This window comes from Burkholderia sp. 4NA327C6 (genome assembly GCF_005502655.1).
In the GTDB taxonomy this organism is placed as follows: domain Bacteria; phylum Pseudomonadota; class Gammaproteobacteria; order Burkholderiales; family Burkholderiaceae; genus Burkholderia; species Burkholderia contaminans.
Genome location: NZ_SCNZ01000064.1, coordinates 26433 through 39918 on the forward strand (window position 1 = coordinate 26433; position 13486 = coordinate 39918).

Here is a 13486-nt window from a genome sequence, read left to right on the forward strand (position 1 = left end):
GCTGACTCCGGCCCGGCACGCCGCCGGAGTCAGCCACGATCGCCCTGGAGGCAGTTCACGCCAACAACGGGCTCGTTCTAGCCCAGCCAGCGCGCATCGGGCCAGTCGCCCTGGTCGAACGTAGCCTTCACGCAATCGAGCAGCACACCGACCACGCAGCGCACCGGCGCCGTGGCCTGCCGGCTGCTGGGCGCCGCGAGCACGATCGTGCGCCGGACGCCCGGCGACGCGAGCGGCGCCGCGCTCAGGGTGCCGCGCTCGACCTCCTGCGTCACGCCGACGGCCGGCAGGATCGTCCAGCCGTGGCCTTGCGCGACCAGCTCCTTTTGCACGCTCAGCGCATTGGTTTCGGCGAACACCTGTAGCGTCACACCCGCCTCGGCCGCCGCGTGCTCGATCGCCGCCCGCAGGCCCTGCGGCGCGGCAGGCAGGATGAACGGCTCGCGCGCGACCCGCTCGAGCGACACCGGCCGCTTGCGCGACAGCGCGGCCGACGGCGCCGCGACGGCCCACAGACTCTCGTCGATCAACGCCTTGACGTGCAGCGCGGGCGTCCCCTTCTGCCCGTACAGCAACGCCGCATCGACATCCCCCGCTTCGAGCCAGTCCTGCAGGTGGCCCGCGTAGCCGATCGTGAGCCGCAGGCGGATGTGCGGGTAGCGCCGCGCCACCTCGCCCGCCAGCCGCGTGGCCAGCAGGTCCGACGTGCTGGCCAGCAGCCCGATGCTCACGATGCCCGCCACCGGCCCCTCGGTCGGCTGGATCTCGGCCTTGGCCCGCGCGACCTCGTTGAGGATGCGGCGCGCGTATTCGAGCATCGTCTTGCCCGACGGCGTGAGCTGCATCCCGTGACGGCTGCGGTCGAACAGTTCCGTCCCCATGTCGTCCTCGAGCAGGCGCAGCTGGCGCGACACGGCCGGCTGCACGAGATTCAACAGGCTCGACGCCCGGGTGACGTTGCCCGTTTCGGCCACGGTGACGAACGCGCGCAATTGCTTGAGATCCATCGCGGATACCTCGATACCAAAAACTGATTCGACGATCAGGAAATTCTATTGTTTAAGAAATCCATCAAAACTTATTATGGCCTCGACCCATGCCGATGATGAGACACGATTCATGAGCGCCTCCGTTTTCTCCGCCCCCGACCAGTACCAGGCAATCCGCGACGCGGTTCGCGACCTGTGCAATCAGTTTCCGGCTGACTACCACCGCAAGATCGACGAGGCACGCGGCTATCCCGAAGCGTTCGTCACGGCCCTCACGCAGGCCGGCTGGCTGGCCGCGCTGATTCCGCAGGAATACGGCGGCCCGGGGCTGTCGATGGCCGAGGCGTCGGTGATCATGGAAGAGATCAACCGCTCCGGCGGCAATTCGGGCGCGTGCCACGGCCAGATGTACGTGATGAACACCATCGTGTTCAGCGGCACCGAAGCGCAGAAGCAGCGCTACCTGCCACGCATCGCGGCGGGCGAACTGCGCGTGCAGTCGATGGGCGTGACCGAGCCCACCACCGGCAGCGACACCACCAAGCTCAAGACCACGGCCGTGAAAAAGGACGGCCGCTGGGTCGTCAACGGCCAGAAGGTATGGATCTCGCGGGTCCAGCACAGCGATCTGCTGATCCTGCTCGCGCGCACGACGCCGCTCGACCAGGTGCAGAAGAAGAGCGACGGGCTGTCGTGCTTCATCGTCGAGCTGGACAAGGCGATCGGCAACGGGCTGACGGTGCGCCCGATCCTCAACATGGTCAACCACGAGACCAACGAGCTGTTCTTCGACAACCTGGAGCTGCCGGAAGACGCGTTGCTCGGCACCGAAGGCAAGGGGTTGAGGGTGATCTTCGACGGCCTGAACGCCGAGCGCACGCTGATCGCGGCCGAGTGCATCGGCGACGGCTACTGGTTCCTCGAGAAAGCGCGCGACTACGCGAGCGAGCGTAAGGTGTTCGGCCGGCCGATCGGGCAGAACCAGGGCATCCAGTTCCCGCTCGCCGAATCGTTCATCGAGCTGGAGGCCGCGAACCTGATGCGCTGGCGCGCCTGCGAGAAGATCGACGCGCGCCAGAATGCCGGCGTCGAGGCCAACATGGCCAAGTACCTGGCCGCGAAGGCCAGCTGGGAAGCGGCCAATGCGTGCCTGCAGACGCACGGCGGCTTCGGTTTAGCCTGCGAATACGACGTGGAGCGCAAGTTCCGCGAAACGCGCCTGTATCAGGTCGCGCCGATTTCCACCAACATGATCCTCGGGCATGTGGCCGAGCACGTGCTGCAGCTCCCTCGTTCCTACTGATTCCGGAAGGATTCCTCTCCATGAAGATGCTCGTACCCGATCGACCAGACCGGCGAGATCGTCGCGCCGCAACAGTACATCGCGGCCGGCATCTCGGGGACGATCCAGCACTTGGCCGGCATGAAGGGTTCAACGGCAGTCGTCTCGATCGACAAGCATTCCGAAGCACCGATCTTCAGCGTGGCCGACTACAGCCTCGAAACGGACCTGCTCCGGCCGTACCCGACCAGGTCAACGCACGCTGACGGCAAGGGCAGCCGGCACCTGAAATACCGGCGTCGATTGCCTGCCGGACACTTCCATCACCGAGTACGAAGCACCATGAATGTCGAGCTTTCCGAATCCTTCGACGCGTGGGTCGGCCGCAGCGAAGACCATACGGACCGGATTACCCGGGCCCCCGTGCGTCTGCTGCAGGCAACGCTGGACTACGCGAACCCATCCGAACTCCCCGCGACGCTGCCGCCACTGTGGCATTGGCTGTACTTCCTGCCGGGCGAGCGTCAGTCGAACGTCGGCGTCGACGGTCACCCGCAGCGCGGCGGCTTCCTGCCGCCCGTCACGCTGCCGCGCCGCATGTGGGCCGGCGGACGGCTGCAGTTCCTGCGCCCGCTGGCCGTCGATGCCCCCGTGCACCGCCGCTCCACGATCCTGAGCGTGCAGAGCAAATCCGGCCGCAGCGGCCGGCTGGTGTTCGTCATCGTGCTGCACGAGACGAGCGACGCCGAGGGCGTGGCCATCCGCGAAGAACAGGACATCGTGTATCGCGACGCGCCGCCGCCTGCCACTGCCGGCGCGCCGACACCTGAGCCAGCACCGGCGCCGACCGACGAACAGTTTTCGCGCATCGTCACGCCTGATCCGGTGCTGCTGATGCGCTTTTCCGCGCTCACCTTCAACGGCCACCGGATTCACTACGACCGGCCCTACGCGATGCAGGAAGAAGGCTACCCGGGCCTCGTGGTGCACGGCCCGCTGATCGCGATGCTGCTGCTGGAGGAACTGCGCCGCACGCACCCCGGCAAGACCGTTCGCCGCTTCGCGTTCAAGGCTGTGAGCCCGCTGTTCGACACCGCGCCGTTCACGGTGAACGGCAAGCTCGAAGGACATGCCGCCCGCCTGTGGGCGCGCGGCCCGCACGGGCAGCTGGCCATGCAGGCCAGCGCCGAACTGGAGTAACGATCCGACCATGCAAGCTCGCAAAGCTCAACCCGGCCCGCTGAGCGGGATGACCGTCGTCGCGCTCGAACACGCGATTGCCGCGCCGTTCTGCACGCGCCAGCTCGCCGACCTCGGCGCCCGCGTCATCAAGGTGGAACGCCCCGGCGTGGGCGATTTCGCGAGGGCATACGATCACCGCACCCGCGGCCTCGCGTCGCACTTCGTGTGGACCAACCGGTCGAAGGAAAGCCTCACGCTGGACCTGAAGCAACCGGCCGCGCTGGCGGTGCTGGGCGAACTCGTGGCCCAGGCCGACGTGCTGGTGCAGAACCTCGCGCCCGGCGCGGCCGCGCGCCTGGGCCTGTCGTTCGATGCGCTGCACGCGAAGCACCCGCGGCTGATCGTCTGCGACATCTCGGGCTATGGCGCCGACGGCCCGTACCGCGACAAGAAAGCCTACGACCTGCTGATCCAGAGCGAGGCGGCATTCCTGTCGATCACGGGCACGGCCGACGAGCCCTGCAAGGCCGGCAACTCGATCGCCGACATCGCGGCGGGCATGTATGCGTACACGGGCATCCTCAGCGCGCTCCTGCAGCGCGGCGTCACGGGCATCGGCTCGCACGTGGAAATTTCAATGCTCGAAGCGCTGGCCGAGTGGATGGGCTTCCCGATGTACTACGCGTACGACGGCCAGCAGCAGCCGGCCCGCAACGGCGCCGCGCACGCGACCATCTACCCGTACGGCCCGTTCAAGGCCGGCGACGGCCGCGTCGTGATGCTCGGACTGCAGAACGAGCGCGAATGGAAAGCGTTCTGCGATGTCGTGCTGCGCGACCCGGCGCTCGCGACCGATCCGCGCTTCGACGCCAACGTGCGCCGTTCCGAACACCGTGCGGAACTGAAGGCCGTGATCGAGCAGGCATTCTCCTCGCTCACCGCGCAGGACGTGATCGCGCGCCTCGACTCCGCGCAGATCGCGAACGCCGCCGTGAACCAGATCGGCGATCTCTGGACGCATCCGCAACTGCACGCGCGCCAGCGCTTTCGCACGATCGACTCGCCGGCCGGCGAACTGCGGGCGCTGCTGCCGCCCGCGACGATCGACAGCTTCGACGCGCGCATGGATGCAGTGCCCGCGCTGGGCGAGCACAGCGCGGCCATCCTGCACGAACTCGGGCGCACCGACGCCGATATCGATCAACTACGCGCCGCCGGCGTGATCTGAGCCATGTCCAAGCCCCTCGCCCCCGTCCATCACGCGCGCAGTCTGCTGTTCGTGCCGGCCACCCGCCCCGAGCGCTTTGCGAAGGCATTCGACTCGGGCGCCGACTGCGTCATCGTCGACCTCGAGGATGCGGTCAGCCCCGACAGCAAGGACGACGCACGCGCGCAACTCGCGCAGCACCTGCCGTTGCTGACGGCCGAGCAGCGTGCACGCATCATCGTGCGCGTGAACGCGGTCGGCACGCCGTGGCACGACGCGGACATCGCGCTGCTGCGCGACTGGGCCGCGCAACGCGTGGTCGTGATGCTGCCGAAGTCAGAAGACGCGAGCGCGCTGCGCCACGTCGCGGAGCAGCTCGGCGAGCACGCGCAACTCGTGGCGCTGATCGAATCGCTGGCCGGGCTCGATGCGGCCGATGCGCTGGCGCGCGACCCGCAGGTCGTGCGTGTCGCGTTCGGGCATCTGGATTTCCAGCTCGACCTCGGCATGCGCGCAACGCCCGACGAGCCGGAGCTGGCCTTTGCGCGCCATGCGATCGTGGCCGCGTCGCGTCGCGCACAGTTGCCCGCGCCGATCGACGGCGTGACCACGCGCACCGACGATGCCGAGCGTCTGACGGCCGATGCCCGACGCGCGCGCGCGTTCGGTTTCGGCGGCAAGCTGTGCATCCACCCGGCGCAAGTCGCCGGCGTGAACGATGCGATGGGCTATTCGGAAGACGAGCAGGCGTGGGCGCGCCGCGTGATCGACGCCGCCGCGAAACACGGCGGCGCCGCGTTCAGCCTGGACGGCCGGATGGTCGATCTCCCGGTGATTCGTGCGGCTCAGGCGAGCCTCGCCGGTACGCGGAAATGATCCGTCGCGACTACGCGGCAAGATCGGCGACTTCGACAGCCGGCCTCGCGCGGCTCGCGCCGAACGCGCTGCCGGGAAGCCCGGCTCGCCCTTGAACGGCGACACGACCGTCCCGCCGAAGGCGGAGTCGCCGCGACGGTCGCCAAGAGGCTCGCCCCCCGGTCAGACGCCTTCGACCAGCACGGCCCGAAAGCGTCCACCCTTGACGCGATGCTGAACAATGGCCTGGTATGCCGGGCTGTCGTACCACGCGCGCGCGGCGTCCGCGGACGGAAACTCGACGATCACGCCCCCTTCCGGGCCGTCGCCCTCGAGCGTTTCCTGCGGGCCATACGCGGCCAGCACCTTCAACGGGTGGCCGGCGATCGTCGCGCCGACCTTGTCCTGGTAGAGATCGAGTTCCTGCTGATCCTGCGTGCTTTCATGCGTGAAGACGATATAGGTCGCCAAGATTGCACTCCTGATGCGTTCGAGAATGATGGGACGATCCGGAGATCGTCCGCCGGACAACGACACTCATCCTAACCATCGGGCGCGCTTTCTCTTATCCCCCTGATTCCAACTCTCTATTCGAGCCGCATTAACAATGGACAATGGACGCACCCGATCGGTCGGGCGCGTGTCGCGGCCGCCGCGATGGCGGCAGCCTCGTCATCTTGTTCGCATGCGATGTCCATCAGCCATTCCCGGTGCTCGCCGGGTTCGAGACCTGGCAGCTTGCGTTCATGCCGATCGGACTGCCGGCCTGTGGCGGCGGGTGCACCACGCGATCACGGCGGCGGCATAGGGCGTCGACCGCAGCCCCAAAAGAAAACACCCCTCGACGAGGGGTGCATGAGCCGGATCGCGGTGCGCCCCCAGCCGCTTGCAAGTCAGCTGGGGGCGCACCGCCCGGCACCGGGGCCGTCGAGACGAAGCGTCGCGCTCACCCTACCCGCGCTTCGCCCTCGCGCTCGGCTTCCCCTTCGTCCGACCCGGTTCGCGCCAGCACCGGCTTGAGCGCCTGCCCGGTGTGGCTTGCACTCACCTGGACGAGCGCTTCCGGTGGCGCCGCCGCGACGATCGTGCCGCCGCCCACGCCGCCCTCCGGCCCGAGATCGATGATCCAGTCGGCTTCGGCGATCACGTCGAGGTCATGCTCGATCACGACGACGCTGTGCCCCGCATCGACGAGCCGGTGCAGCACGCGGATCAGCTTCGCGACGTCGGCCATGTGCAGGCCGACCGTCGGTTCGTCGAGCACGTACAGCGTGTGCGGCGCCTTCTGGCCGCGCCGCGTGATGTCGTCGCGCACCTTCGTCAGCTCGGTGACGAGCTTGATGCGCTGCGCCTCGCCGCCCGACAGCGTCGGCGACGGCTGGCCGAGCGTCAGATAGCCGAGCCCGACATCCTTCATCAGTTGCAGCGGATGCGCGATGTTCGAGATCGGCGCGAAAAACTCCACCGCCTCGTCGATCTCCATCGTCAGCACGTCGCCGATGTTCCGGCCGCGCCACGTGACGGCGAGCGTCTCCGGGTTGAAGCGCTGCCCGTGGCACACGTCGCACGGCACCTTCACGTCGGGCAGGAAGCTCATCCCGATCGTGCGCACGCCTTGCCCTTCGCATGCGGGGCAGCGCCCGTCGCCGGTATTGAACGAGAAGCGCGATGCCGTGTAGCCGCGCGCCCGCGCTTCGAGCGTATCGGCGAACAGCTTGCGGATCGTGTCCCACACGCCGATATAGGTGGCCGGGCACGAGCGCGGCGTCTTGCCGATCGGCGTCTGGTCGACTTCCAGCACGCGATCGATCTGCTCCCAGCCGCTCAGCGACTCGCAGCCCTGCCACGCATGCGTGACGTTCAGCGACGGCCGCGGCGCGCTGCGCGCGAGCACGCTCGACCGGCGATTGGTGGCCGGCGCGTCCTGCTGCGCGGCCTTGCGTGCGCGGCGCGTGGCCGGCGACGACAGCACCGAGCGGCCGACCGCGTCGAGCAGGTTCGTCATCAGCACGTCGCGCGCGAGCGTCGACTTGCCCGAGCCACTCACGCCCGTCACCGCGACGAGCCGCGCGAGCGGAATGCCGACCGTGACGTCGCGCAGGTTGTGCAGCCGCGCGCCATGCACAGTCAGCCAGGCCTCCGGCACCGCGGCGCCACCTTTCTTGCCCGGCGGGCTCACGCTGCGGCGCGGCTGCAGCGGGTGCGTCATCGGCTGCGCAAGCAGGCGCCCCGTGACCGAATCGGATTGCGCGGCGAGATCCGCGACCGCGCCCTGCGCGACCAGCGTGCCGCCGCGCTTGCCGGCGCCCGGGCCGACGTCGATGATGTGATCGGCGCGACGGATCGTGTCCTCGTCATGCTCGACGACGACGAGCGTGTTGCCCTTGTCGCCGAGCTTGCGCAGCGCGTCCAGCAGGATCTGGTTGTCGCGCGGATGCAGGCCGATCGTCGGTTCGTCGAGCACGTAGCAGACGCCCTGCAGGTTGCTGCCGAGCTGCGCGGCGAGCCGGATGCGCTGGGCTTCGCCACCCGACAGGCTCGGCGCCGCACGATCGAGGCTCAGGTAGCCGAGCCCGACTTCCTCGAGAAACGCGAGGCGGCTGCCGATCTCGCTGACGATGTCGCGTGCGATCTGCGCGTCGCGCCCCGTCAGCGCCAGCCCGTCGATCCAGCGCCGCGTGTCGGACACCGTCCATTGCGCGACCTCGACGATCGGATGCGCGTCGAACGTGACCGCGCGCGCGGACGGGTTCAGCCGCGTGCCATTGCAATCCGGGCACGGCTCGTTGCCCACGCCTTCCGGTTCCTGCTCGTCGGACGGCAGCGTCTGCTCACGGCCACGGTCATCCCCGGCGAGCACCGTGTCGTCGTACGCGGCGCGCTGTTCGCGTGTGAGCGTGACGCCGGTGCCGACGCAGGTCGTGCACCAGCCGTGCTTGCTGTTGTACGAGAACATCCGCGGGTCCAGCTCCGGGTAGCTCGTGCCGCACACCGGGCATGCGCGCTTGACCGACAGCACCTTGACCGTGCCGACGCGGGCGGTCGAATGATCGTTCTGCATCGCATCGTGCAGCCCGTCGAGCGGCGCGAGCAGATGCATCACGCCCTTGCCGAGCTCGAGCGTTTCGTCGAGCACGCGCCGCAGTTCGGCCTCGTTGTCCGGCGACACGACGATGTCGGCCACCGGCAGCTCGATCGTATGCTCGCGGAAGCGGTCGAGCTTCGGCCACGGATCGACCGGCACGAATTCGCCGTCGACCCGCAGATGCGTGCTGCCGCGCGCCTTCGCCCATTTCGCGAGATCCGTATACACGCCCTTGCGGTTGACGACGAGCGGCGCAAGCAGCCCGACGTGCTCGCCGCGATGATCGCGCAGCAACTGCGCGGCGATCGATTCGACGGACTGCGACGTGACGGGCGTGCCGTCGTGGATGCAATGCTGCAGGCCGAGCTTCACGTACAGCAGCCGCAGGAAGTGCCAGACCTCGGACGTGGTCGCGACCGTGCTCTTGCGCCCGCCGCGCGACAGCCGCTGCTCGATCGCGACGGTCGGCGGAATGCCGTACACCGCATCGACTTCAGGGCGGCCGGCCGGCTGCACGATCGAGCGCGCATACGCATTCAGCGATTCGAGGTAACGGCGCTGCCCTTCATGGAACAGGATGTCGAACGCGAGCGTCGACTTGCCGGAACCGGACACGCCGGTGATCACGTTGAACTTGCCGTGCGGGATGTCGACGTCGAGCGCCTTCAGGTTGTGCTCACGTGCATTGACGATCCGCACGACGTCTTCGCCTTCGATCGCACGCCGCTCGCGCGCCGCGTTCAGCACGGCCTGCAGCGGCTTGCCTTCGTCGGCGAGCGCCAGCTCGGCATCCATCGCGCGGTCGTACTGCAGCAGCGCCACGCCGGTATGCGATTCGGCGCAGGCCTTCACGTCGTCGGGTGTGCCCGCGCACAGCACGAGGCCGCCGCCGTCGCCGCCTTCCGGGCCGAGGTCGATCAGCCAGTCGGCCGCGCGGATCACGTCGAGGTTGTGCTCGATCACGATCAGCGAATGGCCGGCGGCGAGCAGCTTGCCGAACGCCTGCATCAGCTTCGCGATGTCGTCGAAGTGCAGCCCGGTGGTCGGCTCGTCGAACATGAACAGCTTCGCCCGCGCGATGCGCGCTTCTTCCGTGACGACCCGGCGGCCGTTGACGGCTGCCGCCGATTCGGCGAGGAAGCCGGCCAGCTTCAGCCGCTGCGCTTCGCCGCCCGACAGCGTCGGCACCGGCTGGCCGAGCTTCACGTATTCGAGGCCGACGTCGACGATCGGCTGCAGCACGCGCAGCACCTCGGCGTCGGTCGCGAAGAACGCGGCCGCTTCGCTGACGGTGAGGTCGAGCACGTCGGCGATGCTCAGCGCGCGGCCGTCGCGCTCGATGCGTACTTCGAGAATCTCGGCGCGGTAGCGGCTGCCGTCGCAATCCGGGCAGCGCAGGTAGACGTCGCTCAGGAACTGCATCTCGATGTGCTCGAAGCCCGAGCCGCCGCAGGTCGGGCACCGGCCGTCGCCCGAGTTGAAGCTGAACGTGCCGGCACCGTAGCCGCGTTGCAGCGCGAGTGGCGCCTTCGCGAACAGCTTGCGGATCTCGTCGAACGCGCCGACGTAGCTCGCCGGGTTCGACCGCGTGGTCTTGCCGATCGGCGACTGGTCGACGAACACGACGTCGCCGACCTGGTCGGCGCCCGTGAGGCCGCGATACGCGCCCGGCGACTCGGTCGCCTTGCCGTGGTGCCGGGCCATCGCCGGATAGAGCACGTCCTGCAGCAGCGTGGACTTGCCGGACCCCGACACGCCCGTCACGCAGACGAGCCGCTGCAGCGGAATCTCGACCGTCACGTCGCGCAGGTTGTGCTCGGTCGCGCCTTCGAGCACGATGCGCGGCGTGTTCGCGTCGACCACCCGGCGCGCCCAGTTCGACGCATGCGCGACATGCTTGCGGCCGCCGAGATACTCGCCCGTGAGCGTGTGCGCCGAACGAATGTCGCCCGGCGTGCCGTCATACACGATCGTGCCGCCGCGCTCGCCCGGGCCGGGGCCCATGTCGATCAGCCGGTCGGCCGCGAGCATCACCGACGGATCGTGTTCGACCACGACCAGCGTATTGCCCGCGTCGCGCAGCCGCTGCATCGCCTCGACAATCCGCGTGAGGTCGCGCGGATGCAGCCCGATGCTCGGTTCGTCGAGCACGAACAGGGTTTTCGTGAGCGACGTGCCGAGCGCCGTCGTCAGGTTGATCCGCTGCACCTCGCCGCCCGACAGCGTGCGGCTCTGCCGGTCGAGCGTCAGGTAGCCGAGCCCCACGTCGCACAGATATTTCAGGCGCGTGCGCACCTCGGCGAGCAGCAGCTTCAGCGCATCGTCGAGCAGCGCGCTCGGCAGCGTGATGTCATCGAAGAAGCGGCGAATGCGCTCGATCGGCAGCAGCATCAGGTCGTGCACGGTCAGGCCCGGCAACGCTTCGAGCTGCGCACGGCTCCAGTCGACGCCGCGCGGCATGAAGCGGCCGGCCGGCGCGAGCACGGCGTCCGCGTTCTCTTTCGAGCCGAGCCGCCATTGCAGCGATTCCGTTTTCAGGCGCGCGCCGCCGCACACGTCGCATGGCGTGTAGCTGCGGTATTTCGACAGCAGCACGCGGATATGCATCTTGTACGCTTTCGACTCGAGATAGCCGAAGAAGCGTTTCACGCCGTACCACTGGCTCTGCCACTTGCCGTTCCAGTCGGGCGACCCGTTGACGACCCAGTCGCGCTCGGCGTCCGACAGCTCGGACCACGGCGTGTCGCGCGGGATGCCGGCTTTCGCCGCGTAGCGCATCAGGTCATCCTGGCACTCCTTCCAGGCGGGGGTCTGCATCGGCTTGATCGCGCCGCCGCGCAGCGTCTTGCGCGCGTCGGGGATCACGAGGCCGAGATCGACGCCGATCACGCGGCCGAAGCCGCGGCACGTTTCGCATGCGCCATATGCCGAATTGAACGAGAACAGCGCCGCCTGCGGCTCCGCGTAGCGCAGGTCGCTGTCGGGATCGTGCAGGCCGGTGGAGAAACGCCACACCTGCGGCTCGGCAACCGCGTTTTCGGCGTCGGCCGGCAGCACGTAGACGTTCACGCGCCCGCCGCCGCGTTTCAGCGACGCCTCGATCGCCTCGACCACGCGCACCTTGTCGGCGCCCTGCACGCGGAAGCGGTCGGCCACCACGTCGAGCACCTTGCGCGGCCCGGTGGCTGAAGCGACCTCGCGCTGCGCCTGCACGCGCGTATAGCCGCTCGCCGACAGCCACTGCGCGATTTCTTCATCGGACACCGCTTCCGGCAGCTCGACCGGGAACGTGACGACGACACGCGGATCGTCGGCTCGCGTGCGTTCGACGAGCTCCGCGTAGATCGTCTCCGGCGTGTCGTGCCGCACCTGCCGCGCGGTCTTGCGGTCGAACAGCTCGGCCGCGCGCGCGTACAGCAGCTTCAGGTGATCGTTCAGCTCGGTCATCGTGCCGACAGTCGAGCGCGAGCTGCGGACCGGGTTGGTCTGGTCGATCGCGATTGCCGGCGGCACGCCGTCGACACGCTCGACCTGCGGACGGTCCATCCGGTCGAGGAACTGCCGGGCGTACGCGCTGAAGGTTTCGACGTAGCGCCGCTGGCCTTCCGCGTACAGCGTGTCGAATACGAGGCTGGACTTGCCGGAGCCCGACGGGCCGGTAACGACCGTCATCTCGCCGGTACGCAGGTCGAGATCGAGGTTCTTGAGGTTGTGCTGACGCGCTCCGCGAATGCGGATCAGATTGCTGGATGACAATTTGCCTGCCCGTCTGAATGAGTTAGCCAGAGTTCACGGTGCCGGAACGCTGCGGCGGATGCCCGCAGGCGCGGCGCACGGGCGGCCCGGGTCATGCCCGGGCCGCGCGAGTTCGACGGATACTATACTGTATATTCATACAGTTTTCCATGAACGTATCCGGCGGGCAGGATGCCAATGTGCTGGCGGGCCGGGGCGGCCTGCATCGTTCGGCGCAGGCGGGCGGAAGGGCAAATGGCGGGCGGGTGGCGCTCAGCCCTCCTCGGGCCCGATCAGGAAACGCTCGCGGCGCTTGCCCTTGATCCAGGCGGGCTCACGCCCACGCCCCGACCACGTCGACCCGGTGTTCGGATCGCGGTACTTCGGCGCGGTGGCCGCGGATCGCCGCGACCTGCTCCCGTCACGGCCGAAGACCTGCCGCGGCGTCAGTCCGTATTCGGCGACACGCGCCCGCACCTCCTGCAGAACGGTCTCCAGTTCGGCCTGCCGTGCCTCCTCGGCACGCCGCATCAGCTCATCGGCTTGCGCCTTCAATTCACGATAACCCGACATCCTTTTCCTCCCGATTGTTCCAGCGTCATGAAAAGCCGAACGGGACACGCGCGCCCGACGGATCGTTGTTTCATCGACGACGGGTGCCGCGTGCGCGTGCGGCACGCCGTCGGCCCGGTCCCCATCGCTGCCGGACGCGTCGACGACACGCGCCCGCGCGTCGCTCAAAACGGCAGCTTGACGTCCGGCTTCGCGGCCGTCAGCACGCGGCGGAAGTCCTCCTGGATACGCTTGAGCCCTTCCTGCGTCTCCGACTCGAAGCGCATCACGACCACCGGCGTCGTGTTCGACGAACGCGCGAGGCCGAAGCCGTCCGGGTACTCGACGCGCAGGCCGTCGATCGTCACGACTTCCTCGGCGCCGTCGAACTTCGCCTCTTTCTGCAGCTTGTCGATCAGGCGGAAGTTCTCGCCTTCGTCGAGCCACAGCTGCAGTTCTGGCGTGCTCATCGCGTCCGGCAGCCCGTTCAGCAGCGCGCTCGGGTCGGCCGTCTTCGCGAGGATCTCGAGCAGGCGCGCGCCCGTGTAGAGACCGTCGTCGAAGCCGTACCAGCGATCCTTGAAGAACACGTGGCCGCT

At 68.4% G+C, this 13486-nt stretch carries 8 protein-coding genes and 1 pseudogene; 4 read left to right on the plus strand and 5 right to left on the minus strand.

Going from position 1 to position 13486, the window contains the following annotated elements; all coding sequences use genetic code 11:
- Positions 1-77: 77 nt before the first annotated feature.
- Entirely contained in the window at positions 78-1007 is a 930-nt protein-coding gene (locus FFS49_RS37610; RefSeq protein ID WP_105818756.1) for a LysR substrate-binding domain-containing protein, read from the minus strand.
- 112 nt (positions 1008-1119) lie between these two features.
- Between FFS49_RS37610 and FFS49_RS37615 the strand changes: the two genes are divergently transcribed.
- The 4 genes from FFS49_RS37615 (at position 1120) to FFS49_RS37630 (ending at position 5536) form a co-directional block, all read left to right on the plus strand.
- Positions 1120-2292: an acyl-CoA dehydrogenase family protein gene (locus FFS49_RS37615; protein WP_105818757.1), complete on the plus strand. Its 1173-nt coding sequence runs from the start codon at positions 1120-1122 to the stop codon at positions 2290-2292.
- A 321-nt stretch (positions 2293-2613) separates the two neighbouring features.
- A complete protein-coding gene (locus FFS49_RS37620; protein WP_137909735.1) occupies positions 2614-3471 on the plus strand; it encodes a MaoC family dehydratase N-terminal domain-containing protein in 858 nt (285 codons plus the stop codon).
- Positions 3472-3481: 10 nt separating this feature from the next.
- Positions 3482-4681: a CaiB/BaiF CoA-transferase family protein gene (locus tag FFS49_RS37625; protein WP_105818759.1), complete on the plus strand. Its 1200-nt coding sequence runs from the start codon at positions 3482-3484 to the stop codon at positions 4679-4681.
- 3 nt (positions 4682-4684) lie between these two features.
- Positions 4685-5536, plus strand: coding sequence for a CoA ester lyase (locus FFS49_RS37630; protein WP_105818760.1), 852 nt, complete (start codon positions 4685-4687; stop codon positions 5534-5536).
- 162 nt (positions 5537-5698) lie between these two features.
- Here the strand turns inward: FFS49_RS37630 and FFS49_RS37635 are convergent, their stop codons facing one another.
- The 4 genes and pseudogenes from FFS49_RS37635 to FFS49_RS37650 form a co-directional block, all read right to left on the minus strand.
- Positions 5699-5986 carry a DUF1330 domain-containing protein gene (locus FFS49_RS37635; protein ID WP_105818761.1) on the minus strand — a complete coding sequence of 96 codons (288 nt, stop codon included), beginning with the start codon at positions 5984-5986 and terminating at the stop codon, positions 5699-5701.
- 475 nt (positions 5987-6461) lie between these two features.
- Positions 6462-12356, minus strand: coding sequence for an excinuclease ABC subunit UvrA (gene uvrA, locus FFS49_RS37640; RefSeq protein WP_105818762.1), 5895 nt, complete (start codon positions 12354-12356; stop codon positions 6462-6464).
- A 252-nt stretch (positions 12357-12608) separates the two neighbouring features.
- Positions 12609-12908, minus strand: coding sequence for an H-NS histone family protein (locus FFS49_RS37645; RefSeq protein WP_105818763.1), 300 nt, complete (start codon positions 12906-12908; stop codon positions 12609-12611).
- Between the two features lie 164 nt (positions 12909-13072).
- Positions 13073-13486, minus strand: a pseudogene (locus FFS49_RS37650) (phosphomannomutase/phosphoglucomutase); the annotation flags it as partial.